Origin of the sequence: Nocardioides luteus (assembly GCF_015752315.1) — a bacterium.
Lineage (GTDB): Bacteria > Actinomycetota > Actinomycetes > Propionibacteriales > Nocardioidaceae > Nocardioides.
Genome location: NZ_JADOVJ010000001.1, coordinates 2,188,890 through 2,203,949 on the forward strand (window position 1 = coordinate 2,188,890; position 15,060 = coordinate 2,203,949).

Sequence of the window (15,060 nt, forward strand, 5' to 3'; positions counted from 1 at the left end):
CCGTCTGGGGCGTGGGCTCGGCCGCGCCCTAGGCGTCGCGGAGGTAGGCGAGCACGGCGGAGACCCGTCGGTCGGTGGCGGGGTCGAGCCGGAGCTTGGCGAAGATGTTGCCGACGTGCTTGCGCACGGCGGCCTCGGAGACGAAGAGCGCGGTCGCGATGCTGCCGTTGGTGCGGCCCTCGGCCATCAGTGCCAGCACCTCGCGCTCGCGCTCGGAGAGCACGTCGAGCGGACCGTCGGGCTGGTGCCGGTTGAGCAGGCCGCGTACGACCTGGGGGTCGACGACCGTCTCACCGCCGGCCACCCGGTCCAGGCTGTCGAGGAAGTCCCGGACGTGGCCGACCCGGTCCTTGAGGAGATAGCCGATCCCGCCGCCACCGGTGGTGTCGAGGAGCTCGGCGAGATAGGCGTCGGCGACATACGCGGAGAGCACCAGGACGGCCAGGTCACGGTGGCGCCGGCGGAGCTCGGCGGCGGCCCGCAGCCCCTCGTCGGTGTGGGTCGGCGGCATCCGGATGTCGGTGATGACCACGTCGGGGCGGGTGTGGTCGGTGAAGGCGAGCAGGGCGTCGGCGTCGCCGACCGCGGCGATGACCTCGTGGCCGGCCCGTTCGAGAATGGCGAGGAGGCCCTCGCGCAGCAGCGCGGCGTCCTCGGCCAGGACGATCCTCAGGGGAGCGCGGTCGCGCACGTCATCCTCACTTCCGTCGGTCCGCCCGGTGGGCTGATGACCTCCAGGTGGCCGTCCAGGGCGGCCAGACGGGTGGCGAGGCCGGCGAGCCCGCCGCCGGGACGCACGACGGCGCCGCCGGCCCCATCATCGCGTACGCCGACCTCGAGCCGGTCACCGGTCAGCTGTCCCTCGACCCGGGCCGAGCGGGCACCGGCATGGCGGACCGCGTTGGTGAGCGTCTCCGCGACCACGAAGTAGGCCGCGGCCTCGACCGGCGCCGGCAGCCGGCCCTCCACCCGCAGGTCGACGGAGACCGGCAGCCCGGCGGCGTCGGCGAGCTCGTGGACGGCCGCGGTGAGCCCGTGGTCGACCAGCACCCTCGGATGGATGCCACGGACGGTGGCGCGGAGCTGGGCCAGCGCCGTCTCCGCCTGGGCGTGGGCCTGCCGGACGAGGTCGAGCCCGGCGCCCTCGGGCACCTCCAGCTCGGCCAGCCCGAGCGTCATGGTCAGCGCGACCAGCCGCTGCTGGGCACCGTCGTGGAGGTCGCGCTCGATCCGGCTGCGTTCGGTCTCGAAGGCGTCGACCAGGTCGACACGGGAGCGGCGCAGGTCGGCGACGGCCGCGGCCAGCCGGGTCTGGGCCGGTTCGAGCAGGAGCCGCGCCAGGCTGGCCTGGGCGGCGGCGAGGAGGGTGGCGGCGTACAGGCCGGCGATGAGCAGCACGAGCCCGGGGGCCACCGCGATCCAGGCCTCCGTGGGCGTGCTGAGCTGCCAGGGGCCGACGGCGATGGGAGCGTCGAGCCGCACCAGCACCGGAGCGAGCACGAGCACACCCGGGATGGTGATGATTAGGTTGAGCACGACGGCGTCGACCAGCCACAGCACGGTGGCGAGCAGCACGGTGTAGCCGACCTCGGGGCCGGAGATCCGCAGCCGGCGCAGCGCCCGGAGCCGGTCGCTCCAGGCGATCGGCGCGGGCCGCTCGGCCGGTCCTGGACCGACGTCGGGGAGGATCAGACGGAGGCGTACCCGTTCCACGTCGGCGACGAGCGCGGCCAGCAGCGGGATCCCGGCCAGGACGAGCACCCCGACGACGAGGATCAGGGTGAGCACGCCGATGCCGGTCAGCACGAACAGCAGGACGGCGACGACGAGACCGACCACGGCACCGGAGGCCAGGTAGGCGAGGGCGCGCCAGGGCCAGCTGGAGGCGAGCAGCCGCCAGGGGGAGGAGCGCAGCGCCGCCCAGACGTCGGCCGGAGGTCTCATGACTCCGAAGCCTAGGCACTCCTCATCCCACCGCGGGGTAGCGCACGCGCTACCTCGTCGTGGCGTCCGCGCCCGTGTGCGCGACGCGTGGGCGGCGTTGGCTGGAGACATGACCGCCACCATCCCGGCCGCCGTCCACGCGCCCCGGCCGCCCGGCCCTCCCGCCGTCGTCCTCGACGACGTCACCCGCACCTACCGGTCCCGCTCCGGCAAGGTCGACGCCCTGCGCGGCGTGAGCCATGCCTTCGCCGCCGGGACGTTCACCGCGATCATGGGGCCGTCCGGATCGGGCAAGTCCACGCTGATGCAGATCGCCGCCGGCCTCGACCGGCCCACCCGGGGCAGCGTCCGGGTCGCCGGGACCGTCCTGGCCGGCCTGAACCGGACGATCCTGACGAAGCTGCGCCGCGAGATGATGGGCTTCGTGTTCCAGCAGTACAACCTGCTCGCCGCCCTCACCGCCTACGACAACGTCGCCCTTCCCGCCCGTCTCGCCGGACGGCGCCCGGATCGCGCCGAGGTGATCGGGGCCCTCGAGCAGGTCGGTCTGCACGGGCTCGCCCGGCGGCGGCCGCCGGAGCTCTCCGGCGGCCAGCAGCAGCGCGTCGCGATCGCGCGTGCGCTCCACTCCCGGCCCGCGGTGCTCTTCGCCGACGAGCCGACCGGTGCGCTGGACCGCCACGCCGGGCGCGAGGTGCTCGAGCTGCTGCGCGACCTCGTCGACGCGCCGGGGACCCGCGGGCCGGCGCAGACCATCGTGATGGTCACCCACGACCCGCTCGCCGCCTCGTACGCCGACAGCGTGCTGTTCCTCGCCGACGGCCGGGTGGTCGGGCAGATGGAGCGCAGCGACCCGGTCCGGATCGGTGCGCGGATGGCCGAGCTCGAGGCCGCCCGATGAGTGTCCTCGTGATGGTCTCGCACAGCCTGAAGACCCTGCGCCAGTCGTGGCCGCCGTACGCCGGGGCCGCCGTCGCCCTCGCCGGCGGGATCGGCCTGATCACCCTCGCCACCAACATGTTGGGAGCGCTCGGCACCGTCACCGACGGGCTGGACCAGCAGAACCGCACGCAGATCGACGACCTCGGGTCGCTGTTCGGGATCATGGCCGGAATCTCGCTCTTCCTGGCGCTCTTCGTGGTCTCCTCGACCTTCGGGTTCGTGGTCGCCACCCGGCGCCGCGAGCTCGGCCTGCTCCGGCTGCTCGGCGCGACGCCACGCCAGGTGCGGACGCTGCTGCTCGGTGAGGCGGTCGCGGTCGCGGTGGTGGGCACGGTCGCCGGCTGCCTGCTCGGCACCGCTGTGACGATGCCGGTGCTGCGCGTCCTGCACCTGGCCGGCGTCACCCCCGTCCTGCTCGGCATGCCGAGCCAGGGAGCCGGGTGGGCGATCGCCGCCTCCTGCGGGGTCGGGGTCGCGCTGGTCGGGGCCTGGCGCGCGGGCGCCCGCGCCGGACGTACGCAGCCGGTCGAGGCGCTGCGCGACGCGGTCCTCGAGCGCCGACGGCCCACGGTGGTCCAGGGGCTGGTCGCGCTCACCGCGGTCGGCGCGCTGGTCACCACCGCCTGGTTCGCCCCCGGGATGCCGCTGCTCTTCGCCCTGCTCGTGGGCATGTTCCTCCCGATCGTCGCCGTGATCGGAGCCAACGCCGTGGGTGGCCTGCTCTACACCGAGCTCGCGGCCGTCGCCGGTGCCGCGGTGGCGCGACGGGACCCCGCGGCCCACCTGGCCCGCGACCTCGCCCGCACCAGCGGCCGGATGACCGCCGCGGTGGCGGCGCCGGTGGTGGCCATCATGGCGGTGGCCGGCTCGATGGTGCTCGCCGTCGGCGCGACTGCCGACTGGAGCGAGGGCGCCGACCGGGCCGCGCTCAGGTCGGAGCTGGTCGTCGAACAGACAGATCATCCCGAGCGGATCCAGGACGTGCCCGGGGTGGAGGTGAGCGACGTACGTCGCACCGCGACGGTCGGGTTCTGGGACGGTCCCACCGAGGTCGAGGTCGTCGACGTCGCCGGTGCGGCCGCCACCCGGAGCCTGCAGGCGAGGCAGGGGAGTCTCGCGGACCTGCACGGCCGGGCGATCGCCGTCACCGCCTCCTACGTCACCGACCTCGGTGGCCGGGTCGGCCGGACGTACCGGATGCGCGTCGGCGGCCGCAAGGTCGACGTGCGTCTGGTCGCCGTGGTCCCCGACGCCCCGAACCTGTGGGCCGACGTCATCGTGCCCGACGACCTGCCCGGCATCGGCAAGGTCGCGCGCGACACCGGAACGGTCTTCGTGCGCACCGACGCCGGCGCCGACGTCGTCGGGACGGCACGCTCGATCCGGGACACCGGCGCGCAGGTGAGCACCGCCGCCGAGTGGGTCGGCACCGTCTCCGCCGAGGCCCGCGCCACGAACACGGTCGTGCTGTGGGTGATGCTCGGCCCGGCCGGGGTCTACGCCGCGATCGCGGCCGTCAACGCTGTCCTGATCGGGATGAGCCAGCGCCGCCGCCAGACCGCCACCGCCCGGCTCCTCGGTGCCACCCCGGCACAGGTGCGCCGGACCACGCTCTGGGAGACGGTGTTCACCGGCGCCGGGGCCTTGCTGGTCGGCGGCGCGATCACCGGGTTCACCGGCTGGCTGGTGCGCCAGGCGGTCGTACGCGACGTGCCGGATGCGCCGCTGACGGTGCCCTGGCAGGCCCTGTCCGGGATCACCGCGGCCTGCCTGGTCGTGCTGCTCGCCGCCGCCGTCGCCGGAGCGTACGCACTGCGGGGCGGGGAAGCGCCCGACTGACCTTTCCAGGGGATTAAGTAGTGTTTGCCGCGTGACAGAGATGGACGGCGTACTCACCCAGGACGGCATCGGCGAGGGCGACGGGCTGGAGCGGCTGTGGACCCCCTACCGGATGGCCTACATCCGTGGGGAGAACAAGCCCAGCGACCCCTCGGAGACGAAGTGCCCGTTCTGCCGGGTGCCGATGCTCGAGGACGCCGAGGGCCTGGTGGTCCACCGCGGCGAGACCTGCTTCGTGGTGCTCAACCTCTACCCGTACGCCCCGGGCCACATGATGGTGTGCCCCTACCGTCACGTCGCCGGCTACGTCGAGACCACCGACGAGGAGGCCGCCGAGATGGCGGTGCTGACCAAGCAGGCCGTACGCACCCTCGCCGGCGTCTCGCAGGCTGAGGGCTTCAACATCGGCATGAACCAGGGCACCGCCGGTGGCGCGGGCATCGCCGCCCACCTGCACCAGCACATCGTGCCCCGCTGGGTCGGCGACCAGAACTTCATGCCGATCATCGGCCGCACCAAGACCCTGCCCCAGCTGCTCACCGACACCCGCGAGCTGCTCGCGAAGGCGTGGGCCGAGAACGCGTAGCGACGAGGTGCGAAGGGCCGGGAGCGGGTGCTCCCGGCCCTTCGTGACGCAGTGGGTCAGACGATCGCCCAGGCCACGGCGGCGGCCGCGAAGCCGGTGACCGAGAGCACTGTCTCCAGCACGGTCCAGGTCGCCAGCGTCTGCTTCACGCTGAGGTTGAAGTAGCGCGAGACGATCCAGAAGCCGCCGTCGTTGACGTGGCTGAGGATGATCGAGCCGGCGGCGATCGCGACCGCGATCACGGCGAGCTCGGGCTGGGAGTAGCCCGAGGCGAGCGTCGGACCGACGATGCCGCCGGTGGTCACGATCGCCACGGTCGCGGAGCCCTGGGCGATCCGGAGACCGCAGGAGATCACGTAGGCCAGCAGCAGGACCGGCAGACCGGCGTCGGCGAGCACCTCGGCGAGGGCGGCACCCACCCCGGTCGCGGAGATGACGGAGCCGAAGAAGGCACCGGCGCCGACGACGAGCAGGATCATGCCGACCGGGCGCAGCGAGGCGCCGGTGAACTCGGAGATCTCGTCGAGCTTCATGCCGCGCCGGATGCCGAGCAGCCAGAAGGCCAGCAGCACCGCGATGGTGAGCGCGATCGCCGGGTTGCCCAGGAAGGTGAGCACGCTGAGCAGCCGGCCCGGGTCGAGCAGCATCGTGCCGAAGGTCGCGCCGAGGATGAGGATCAGCGGTACGGAGATGACGGCGAGGACGAGGGCGAGCGAGACCGGGGCGACGGGTGTCGGGTCCTCCTCGGCCTCGGTCTCCGCGACCAGGAACTCCTCGGGCACCGAGACCTGGACGCGCGGGGCGATCCAGATCGGGAACAGGATCCCGGCCGCCGCGAACGCGGGCAGGCCGCACAGCAGGCCCATGATGATCAGCCAGCCGAGGTCGACGCCGAGGAGACCGCCCAGCGCCGTCGGGCCGGGGTGGGGCGGCAGGAAGGCGTGTGTCATCGACAGGCCGGCCAGCACCGGGAGGGCGTAGAGGACCAGCGAGCGACCGCCGCGGTGGGCGGCGACGTACACCAGCGGGGCGAGCACGAAGATGCCGATGTCGAAGAAGACCGGGATACCGAAGATCAGGCCGACCAGGCCCATCGCGATCGGGGTGCCGCGCTCACCGAAGATGCCGATCAGCTTCGAGGCGAGGACGTCGGCTCCGCCGGACCGCTCCAGGAGCGATCCGAGCACGGTGCCGAGACCGATGATGAGCGCGATGTGGCCCAGTACGCCGCCGAAGCCGGTCTCGATGAGCGACTCCTTCGACGCGAGGGCGGTGCCGACCATCTGCTCGACGGACAGCCCGGCCGCGACGGCCAGGCCGATGCCGCTGATGAAGAGTGCGATGAAGGGTTCGAGCTTGACCTTGATGATCAAGAAGAGGAGCACGGCGATCGCCGCTGCGCAGAGCAGCAACAGGCCGGGCGTGCTTGTCTGGAGCCAGTGCATGGCTGTTCTCCTGTCGGGTCAGGTGGGGGACGGGTCAGCGCAGCGCTGCGCGGAACCGGGCGGCGTTGGTGGTGATCTGCTCCCACCGGGCCTCGTCGACGTCGGCGGGCTTGACCACCGACGTCCCGGCGGTCACGGCGATGGCGCCGGCCCGCAGGAACTCCGCGGCGTTGTCGTCATCGACTCCGCCGGAAGGGATCAGGGCGACCTCGGGGAACGGGCCCCGCAGGTCGGAGAAGTAGCGCGGGCCGACGGCCCGGGCCGGGAAGATCTTGACCGCGTCGGCGCCCAGTGCGGTCGCGGTGAGGACCTCGGTCGGGGTGAGCGCGCCGAGCACGACGGCCGCCCCGTGGGCGTGAGCCTCGGCGACGATCTCCGCGGCCTCGGCCGGGAGGCCGGGCGTGACCAGGAACCGGGCGCCGGCGGTGAGCGCGGCGCGCGCCTGGTCGGCGGTCAGCACCGTCCCGGCGCCGATGACGATGTCGTCGTCCGCACGAGCGGCGACGTCGGCGAGCAGGTCGGTCAGGCCCGGTGTCGTGTAGGTCAGCTCGACGGTCCGGATTCCGCCGGCGGCCAGCGCGTGGCAGAGCGCGACGGGATCGTCGAGCCGGGAGGCGCGTACGACGACCAGCGCCTGGTCGGTGCGGAGGGTGTCGATCACGGGGTTGCTCATCGGGCTCTCGTTCATCGGGGTCGGGTTCCTTCGTCGGTGCGGCGCAGCGCGCGTCCGGGCAGCGCGTCGGTGCGGTGGCCGTCCTCGATGACGGCGGTGCCGTTGACCAGCACCCAGTCGATGCCGTGCGCCTGCTGCCGCGGCTCCTCGAACGTGGCGGTGTCCTGCACGGTGTCGGGGTCGAGGAGCACCAGGTCGGCGGCGTACCCCTCCTTCACGAGGCCGCGATCCGTGAGCCGCAGCCTCGCCGCCGGGCGGCCGGTCAGGTGGTGGATGCAGTCGACGAGGTCGAGCACGCCGAGGTCGCGTACGTAGCGGGCCAGGTAGCGGGGGAAGGTGCCCCACGCGCGCGGGTGCGGGCGCTCGCCGACGAGGATCGCGTCGCTGCCGCCGCAGTGGGTGCGGTGACGCATGATCGTCTGCACGTTCTCCTCGTGGCCGACGTGCTGGAGGATCGTGGTGGCCATCCGGTCACGGACGAGGAGGTCGAAGAAGACGTCGGTGGCCACCTGGCCGGACTCCTCGGCGATCTCGGCGACGGTGCGGCCGACGTGGCGCGACAGCTCGGGGTTGCGTACGCCGCTGATCTGGATCGTGCGCCAGTCGGTCACGCAGCCGTGGCAGCCGTCGGTGCCGACGTGGTCGAGCTCGTGGGCGATCCGGGCCCGGTCGGCCGGGTCGGCGATCCGGGCCATCAGGGCGTCGGGGCCGCCGGAGGTCGACCAGCTGGGTAGCACTGCGCTCAGCGTGGTGGCGCCGGGGAGGTAGGGGTAGGTGTCGAGGGTGATGTCGACACCCTCGGCCAGGCCGGCCTCGATGAGGTCGATGAGCTCACCGGCCCGCCCGCGGTTGGGCTCGAAGTTCATGGTCGCGTGGGTCAGGTGCAGGGCGCACCTGGAGGTGCGGGCGACGGCGATCATCTCGGCGTACGCGTCGAGGGCCCCGGCCCCGTAGGAGCGGTGGTGGGGGCTGTAGTAGCCGCCCGCCTCGGCGACGACCCGGCACAGGGTCGCGAGCTCGTCGTCGTCGGCGAACATGCTCGGCGGGTAGGTCAGGCCGCTGCTCATCCCGACCGCGCCCTCCTCGAGGCCGACCCGCAGCAGCCGCGCCATCTCGGCGATCTCGGCGGCGGTCGCGGGCCGGTCGTCCGGGCCGACCACCATCAGCCGCAGCGTCCCCTGCGGCACCAGGTACGCCGCGTTGCACGCGATCCCGCGGTCGAGCCGGTCCAGGTAGCCGGCCACGGTGTCCCAGTCGAAGTCGAAGTCGTCCGGCTCGCCGTTCCAGCCCGCGATCTGCCGGCGCAGGTGGTCGCGTGCGGCCGCGTCGGCGGGAGCGAAGGAGAGACCGTCCTGTCCGACGACCTCGAGCGTGACGCCCTGGCTCACCTTGGCGGTGTGGTCCGGGTTGACCAGGATCTGCAGGTCGGAGTGGGCGTGCATGTCGATGAACCCCGGCGTCAGCGTCCGGCCGGCGGCGTCGACGGTGCGGCGCGCGGCCGGCGCCGAGCCGTCGGTGTGGATGCCGGTGATCCGGCCCGCGTCGATGCTGACGTGGGCGTGGAAGGCCGGGGCGCCGGTGCCGTCGATGACGGTCGCGTCCCGGATGAGCAGGTCGGTCATGGTCGGTCCTCTCTCAGAACCAGGTGCGCACGAGGTCGACGACGACCGGGTCGTCGGCGTCGGCGTCGTCGAGGACCGGGATGAGGCCCCACTTGTCGAAGGCGGTGCAGGGGTGCGAGAGCCCGAGGCGGAGCTCGTCGCCGATCTCGACGGGCGCCTCGGCGGCGGGGTCCCAGCGGAGGAAGCCGTGCTGGTCGTTGAGCGCGGTCACCTCGACGCCGGTCAGGGGTGTCGCAGGGGAGCCGGTGGTCCGGGCGCGCAGGAGCTGAGCCTCGGGGAGGCCCTCGTCGAACGGTAGGTCGCGCTTGCCGGCGTCGAACAGCGCGAGCCCCGGCTCCGGCTGGGAGCTGATCCGCACCCATCCGTGCAGGGCGCTGCGCAGGCCGGGGCCGCTGGTGCGGGGTGCGTTCCCCAGCGGCGAGATGCCGCGGTAGAAGCCGTCGTCGTGGGTGATGTAGGCGCCGCTGCGCAGCACCACCCGCGCTTCCTCGCCCGTCACGAGCGGGGCGAGCGCGTCGGCCACCTGCTCGAAGTAGGCGCTGCCACCGGCACTCACGACCGGGGTGCCGTCGGTGGGGAGCAGGTGGGAGATCCGCCGGTGCAGGGAGACCAGGCTGTCGACGTACGCATGGACGACGCCGAGCGCGGCCGCGTCCGTGGTGTGCGCGAGGGCGCCCTCGTAGCCGGTGGCCCCGGCGAGCTCCAGGTGGGGAGAGGCGGCGATCGCCTCGGCCACGGCGACCGCGGTCGCCTCGTCCCGGGTGCCTGTGCGACCGCCTGTGGCGCCGCGCTCGACGAGGACGCCGAGCGGTCGACGCGGCCCGGCCGCGGCGACATGGGCCGCGAGGGCGTCGTGCATCAGCGCGACCGTCCGCGGCGAGTCGGCCCAGACCAGCACCTCGAGATCGGGGTCCTCGGTGAGCTGGTCGGCGATCCAGCGCAGGGCGAGCGGGGAGACGATCGCGTTGGCCACGATCACCCGGGAGACACCGAAGGCGCGGGCGACGGCGAGCTGGGGGAGGTTGGCGACGGTGATCGCCCACGCCCCGGCGGCGAGCTGTTCGGCCCACAGCTGCGGAGCCATCGTGGTCTTCCCGTGCGGGGCGAGGGCGATGCCGCGCTCGGCGCACCATGCCGCCAGCACGTCGCGGTTGTGGCTCATCGCGACCCGGGACAGGGAGAGCACGGGCGTGGGCAGCTGCGAGAGCCGGGGCGCCTCGTCGAGCACCTCGGCGACCGTACGTCCCCAGAGTGCGGGCGGGATCGCCTTGTGGCGCCAGTCGACCCGCTCGTCGCGCAGTGCCGCGACGGCGGTCGTGTCGATGTGGGCTGCCGGGTGATCCATGGCCCGTCCTTCCTCGCGTTGCACATGATGCAACGGTGATTGCGTAATCTGATTTGATAGTTGTAGCATCGGTCACAGCGGTCGTCAACGGGCCGGAGGTGAAGCAACAGGGGAGGAGCTCCATCGGTGGGCAGCAGAGAGGTGCGAGCGGTCTGTCTCGGGGAGGCGATGGTCGTCCTGCGTCCGGAGGGCGACCGGCCGCTGGCCGAGGCGGCGACGTTGCGTCGCTCGGTCGGGGGAGCGGAGGCCAATGTGGCCGGAGCCCTGGCGGCGCTCGGCGTGCCGACCGCCTGGGTGTCCCGGCTCGGCCGGGACCCGTTCGGCGACGTCGTGACCGACGACCTGGCCGCGCGCGGCGTGGACGTCCTGGCCGAGCGCGACCCCGAGCGGCCCACGGGGCTCTACGTGAAGGAGCCCGCCCCTGACGGCAGCCGGATGCACTATTACCGCGCCGGTTCCGCGGCAGCCGCCATGGACGCGGACCTGCTCGACGGGCCCGGGGTCGCGCAGGCGCTGGCGTCGGCCGAGGTCGTGCACACCTCCGGCATCACCGCCGGCATCCTCGAGGAGGGGTCGGCGCTGGTCGCCCGCCTGCTGGCGCTGCGCGAGGAGCTCGGCTTCCGGCTCAGCGTCGACCTCAACTGGCGACCGGCGCTCTGGGCCGGCCGGGACGTCGCCCCCTTGGTGGACCTGCTCCGCGCGGCCGACGTGGTGCTGCTCGGCGCCGACGAGGCGCGCGCGGCCCTCGGCGTGGACACTCCTCACGAGCTGCGCGGCTTCCTCGGCGACCGGCCGCGGCTCGTGATCAAGGCCGACTCGCACGCGGCCGGTGAGCACGACCCGGACGGGAGTGCCGCCGAGGTCCCGGCGCTCCGGGTCGACGTGGTGGAGCCCGTCGGCGCCGGCGACGGCTTCGCGGCGGGCTACCTGGCGGCGCTCGTGGACGGGATCGGGCCGGTCGGCCGGCTGCGCCAGGGCCACCTGGTCGCAGCGGGCGTGCTGGCCGCGACCGGCGACCACGCCGACCCGCCGGCCGCCGACGTACGTGCCCGGCTGCTCGGCTGCTCCGATGACGAGTGGGCGGCGACCCGGGTGAGCGCCGCCGGCATCGACTCCCCGGCGCTCGAGACCCCTGCGGAGGCATCACGATGAGCCAGAGCCTGTCCCGCGCGCTCCAGATCCTCATCGAGCTCGGTGAGGGCGAGCGGTCCCTCGACCAGGTGGCCGCCAGCCTCGGCGTCCACAAGACCACCGCGATGCGGCTGCTGCACACGTTGGAGGCGGACCGTTTCGTACGCCGCGACGACCGCCAGCGCTATCACCTCGGCTCGCGGCTGTTCGCGCTCGGCACGATGGCCCTCGCCCAGCACGCGATTCGCGACGTGGCCCAACCGCACCTGACCCGCCTCGCGGCGGAGACGGGCGGCCAGGCCGTCCACCTGGCTGCGTACGAGAACGGCACGGCGATCTATCTCGCCAAGGTCGAGAGCACGCACTCGGTGCGGATGTACTCCCGCGTGGGACTGCCCGCCGCCCTGCATGCCACCGCCGTCGGCAAGGTGCTCGTCGCCGGCCTGCCGCCGGGGGAGCAGGACGCCGTGATCGCGGGCATCGACTTCCGCCCGTTCACGAGCCGCACCATCGCCGACGCCGCGGGCTACCGCGAGGTGCTCGCCCGCACGCGCGAGCAGGGCTGGGCCGAGGACGCCGCCGAGCACGAGGACTTCATCAACTGCGTCGGGGCGCCCGTACGCGACGAGGCCGGGCGGGTCATCGCCGCGGTCTCCGTCTCCGTGCCCGACGTCATCCTGCCCCGCGAGGGGGTGCGTGCCCTGGTGCCGCAGCTCCTCGCGGCCACCGAAGCGATCTCCGCCGACTGGGCCGGCCGGAGCTCATGAGAACACCCCGAGAGGAAACCCAACCCATGTCCGACATCCGCATCTCCACCGACCAGGCCCCCGCTCCCGCGCACACGTTCTCCCAGGGCGTCGTCCGCGGCGGGATGATCCAGGTCTCCGGCCAGGGTCCGGTCGACCCCGTCACCAACGAATACCTGTTCCCCGGTGACGTGAAGGGTCAGACCGTGCGCACCCTGCAGAACGTGGAGGCGATCCTGGCTGCCGCCGGTGCGGGGTTCGAGGACGTGCTGATGCTCCGGGTCTACCTCACGACCCGCGACGACTTCGCCGCGATGAACGAGGCCTACGGTGAGTTCATCGGCTCGCGGGTCGCCGAGGGCGGCATCCTCCCGTGCCGTACCACCGTGATGACCGGTCTGCCGCGCGAGGAGATGCTGGTCGAGATCGACGCCCTGGCCGTGGCCCGTTAGCCGATGACCCCGGCCAGCTCCCGGCCCAGGTAGGGAGCCAGCGTGCGGGCGTAGCGCGAGGTGATGTGGTTGCCGTCGCGGTAGACGATGACGTTGCCGATCACCGCCGGGCAGATCCTGTCCTCGCAGAAGAGGTGGGTCATGTCGATCAGGTGCGCGTTCGGGTCGCGAGCGACCGCGTCGCGGTGCGGGTCCTTGACGACCACGTCCGTGCGCGGCCGCCCGCACGCCTCGCCGGCCGTCTCGGGGGAGTGCCTCTGGATGCAGCCCAGCGTGGTGCGGAGATAGGCGGCGTTGTCGGGCTCGAACATCGGGTTGTCGACGAGCGCGATCACCGGGACGTCCTTCGAGGGCCGGTGGCTCCACGCCTCGACCAGGCCGTTGACCGTGGACTCGTAGGGCGTCTCGCCGGCCAGCGGCTGTGTGGTCTTGCGGGCGGAGTGGGTGACGATGATCGCGTCGAGGTCCTTCTGCTCGGGTGCGCGCAGGTAGCTCTCGAGCTGCCGGTTCCACTCCGCGCAGGCGGGGCGGTTGTCGGCGATGTTCTGGCCGAGCGGGCGGGCGTTCCAGTGGCAGGCGGCTCGCGAGGCGACGTCGATGCGCCAGTTGCGCTGCTTGCCGATCAGGTCGAGGGCGCCCACCGGCGCGACGGCATGGGAGTCGCCGACCATCAGCAGGCGCTTGTCGTAGCCCTCGACGGCACCGTTCGGGCAGGCGCTGAACCGCACCGGCCGCTCCTCGAAGGACCAGCACTGGCCGCGGTTGTCATCGTCCGCGCCGATGGTGGCCACCGCGGGGATCAGCGCGCCGCGCAGGTCGGGGTTGCGGCACTCCCCGCCCGCGGAGGTCGCCGCCATCGCGGCGGCGCCCAGGCACTCGGTCGTGAAAGGGTCGGCGGTGGCGAGCCGTGCCGCCGCCGCGATCGCCCTGTCCTCGGAGTAGCTGATCGCGGCCAGGCCGCTCCACCCGGCGCCGACGGCGACCGCGAGAGCGGCCATGGTGGCGACCAGGGCCCGTGGCCCGCCGGGCTTGATGACGTAGGTCTGGACCTGGCGGGTCACCAGGCGGTTGGTCGCCCACGCCAGCACGGTCGAGACGACCAGCACGCCCGCGGCCGAGACCAGGGTGAGGCGCTCGGCGCCGGTGTAGTAGAGCCACGCGATGAGCAGCGGCCAGTGCCACAGGTAGAGCTCGTAGGAGATGTCGGCGACGGACCGCAGCGGCCGGGTCTCCAGCAGCCGCCGTGGGCCGCGCGCGGACGAGGTCGAGCCGACCATCACCAGCAGCGCTCCGGTGACCGGCCACAGCGCCGCCGGGCCCGGGAAGCGGTCCGCGCCGTCCATCACGAAACCGCAGGTCACGACCAGGGTGAGACCGGTCCATGCGGTGTACGGCTTGATCTTCTCGGGCAGGCTCAGGCGGCGCAGCGCGAGCGCGGTCAGGGCGCCGGCGGCGATCTCCCAGAAACGGGTGATGGAGTTGAAGTACGCAGCCGCCTGGTCGGCCCCGGAGACCTTGATGGCGTAGAGGAAGGAGACCGCGAACGCGGCCGCGGTCAGCACGAACAGCGTCCGCGCCAGGCCGATCCGGCCGCGTAGGACGAAGGCGAGCCCGACGACCACGAGCGGCCAGAGCAGGAAGAACTGCCCCTGCACCGCGAGCGACCAGAAGTGCTGCACCGGCGTCGAGGACGGTCCCGCCGCGCCGTAGGAGAGCTGGCTGGCGATGAGCTCCCAGTTGAGCAGGTAGGTCGCGGCCGCGATGATCTCGCGCGTGGTCTGCGTCCACAGCGTCTGCGGGATGAAGGCGACCATCAGCGCGGCCGTCGCGGCCAGCACGATCAGCGCCGGCGCGGCGAGCCGCGCGAACGTACGTCCGTAGTGCTCGGCCAGCCGGACCTTGCCGCGCTCGGCCCTGCCCACCAGCGACCGGGTGGCGAGGAAGCCGGAGATCACCAGGAAGACGTCGATCCCGCCCGAGACGCGGCCGTTGCCGAAGAGGTGGAACGCGACCACGAGCGCCAATGCGATGCCACGCAGGCCGTGGATCTCGCTGATGTGCCCGGCGGAGGTCCGCGTCGAGGTCTGCCCAGATTTGGGGCTCTTGGGTTCGAGGTCTGCCCCAGCGGCCGGAGGAGTGGGGAAATCCGAAATGGCGGTCACGTGTCGCTGTTTCTAGTGGGGCGTCGGTGGGCGGGAGCCGTCGCACCATAACGGGCGGTGGTGACGTGTTGGCGTACGGGCGTTGTCATTCCGCCGTCGAGATCTCCTCGAAACCGTTTCACATCGCCGCCGGAGGAGATAGGTTGCACCCCGACGTGACTTAGATCACACCC

At 72.9% G+C, this 15,060-nt stretch carries 13 protein-coding genes; 6 read left to right on the forward strand and 7 right to left on the reverse strand.

Going from position 1 to position 15,060, the window contains the following annotated elements:
* Positions 1 to 28: 28 nt before the first annotated feature.
* Complete coding sequence (locus tag HD557_RS10505) at positions 29 to 691, reverse strand: response regulator transcription factor (protein WP_307785586.1); 663 nt, start codon at positions 689 to 691, stop codon at positions 29 to 31.
* Entirely contained in the window at positions 670 to 1,944 is a 1,275-nt protein-coding gene (locus HD557_RS10510; protein ID WP_196873852.1) for a sensor histidine kinase, read from the reverse strand. Before HD557_RS10510 ends, HD557_RS10505 begins: the two co-directional genes overlap by 22 nt.
* 109 nt (positions 1,945 to 2,053) lie before the next feature.
* Here HD557_RS10510 and HD557_RS10515 point away from each other — a divergent pair, with 109 nt between their 5' ends.
* From HD557_RS10515 to HD557_RS10525, 3 genes are read left to right on the forward strand one after another with little or no spacing between them, the layout of a single operon-like run.
* Positions 2,054 to 2,845, forward strand: coding sequence for an ABC transporter ATP-binding protein (locus tag HD557_RS10515; protein WP_196873853.1), 792 nt, complete (start codon positions 2,054 to 2,056; stop codon positions 2,843 to 2,845).
* Positions 2,842 to 4,725: an FtsX-like permease family protein gene (locus HD557_RS10520; protein ID WP_196873854.1), complete on the forward strand. Its 1,884-nt coding sequence runs from the start codon at positions 2,842 to 2,844 to the stop codon at positions 4,723 to 4,725. The genes HD557_RS10515 and HD557_RS10520 overlap by 4 nt, the downstream gene beginning before the upstream one ends.
* 40 nt (positions 4,726 to 4,765) lie before the next feature.
* Complete coding sequence (locus HD557_RS10525; protein WP_196876361.1) at positions 4,766 to 5,311, forward strand: HIT family protein; 546 nt, start codon at positions 4,766 to 4,768, stop codon at positions 5,309 to 5,311.
* Positions 5,312 to 5,367: 56 nt separating this feature from the next.
* Here HD557_RS10525 and HD557_RS10530 read toward each other — a convergent pair whose 3' ends face one another.
* From HD557_RS10530 to HD557_RS10545, 4 genes are read right to left on the reverse strand one after another with little or no spacing between them, the layout of a single operon-like run.
* Positions 5,368 to 6,756: a GntP family permease gene (locus HD557_RS10530; protein ID WP_196873855.1), complete on the reverse strand. Its 1,389-nt coding sequence runs from the start codon at positions 6,754 to 6,756 to the stop codon at positions 5,368 to 5,370.
* 34 nt (positions 6,757 to 6,790) lie between these two features.
* A complete protein-coding gene (locus HD557_RS10535) occupies positions 6,791 to 7,429 on the reverse strand; it encodes a bifunctional 4-hydroxy-2-oxoglutarate aldolase/2-dehydro-3-deoxy-phosphogluconate aldolase (RefSeq protein ID WP_231380253.1) in 639 nt (212 codons plus the stop codon).
* Between the two features lie 11 nt (positions 7,430 to 7,440).
* A complete protein-coding gene (locus HD557_RS10540) occupies positions 7,441 to 9,051 on the reverse strand; it encodes an N-acyl-D-amino-acid deacylase family protein (protein WP_196873857.1) in 1,611 nt (536 codons plus the stop codon).
* Positions 9,052 to 9,064: 13 nt separating this feature from the next.
* Positions 9,065 to 10,396, reverse strand: a complete 1,332-nt coding sequence (locus tag HD557_RS10545; RefSeq protein ID WP_196873858.1) for an alanine racemase — start codon at positions 10,394 to 10,396, stop codon at positions 9,065 to 9,067.
* A 126-nt stretch (positions 10,397 to 10,522) separates the two neighbouring features.
* On the opposite strand from HD557_RS10545, the gene HD557_RS10550 reads away from it, so the two are divergent.
* The 3 genes from HD557_RS10550 to HD557_RS10560 are packed head-to-tail and all read left to right on the forward strand — an operon-like array spanning position 10,523 to position 12,725.
* Positions 10,523 to 11,548 carry a sugar kinase gene (locus tag HD557_RS10550; protein WP_307785587.1) on the forward strand — a complete coding sequence of 342 codons (1,026 nt, stop codon included), beginning with the start codon at positions 10,523 to 10,525 and terminating at the stop codon, positions 11,546 to 11,548.
* On the forward strand, positions 11,545 to 12,294 hold the full coding sequence (locus HD557_RS10555) for an IclR family transcriptional regulator (protein WP_196873859.1): 750 nt from the start codon (positions 11,545 to 11,547) through the stop codon (positions 12,292 to 12,294). Before HD557_RS10550 ends, HD557_RS10555 begins: the two co-directional genes overlap by 4 nt.
* A gap of 26 nt (positions 12,295 to 12,320) precedes the next feature.
* Positions 12,321 to 12,725 (forward strand): RidA family protein, encoded by a 405-nt coding sequence (locus HD557_RS10560; protein ID WP_008356904.1) that lies wholly within the window; start codon positions 12,321 to 12,323, stop codon positions 12,723 to 12,725.
* Here the strand turns inward: HD557_RS10560 and HD557_RS10565 are convergent.
* A complete protein-coding gene (locus tag HD557_RS10565; protein WP_196873860.1) occupies positions 12,722 to 14,887 on the reverse strand; it encodes an acyltransferase family protein in 2,166 nt (721 codons plus the stop codon). The genes HD557_RS10560 and HD557_RS10565 overlap by 4 nt on opposite strands.
* Positions 14,888 to 15,060 lie beyond the last annotated feature (173 nt).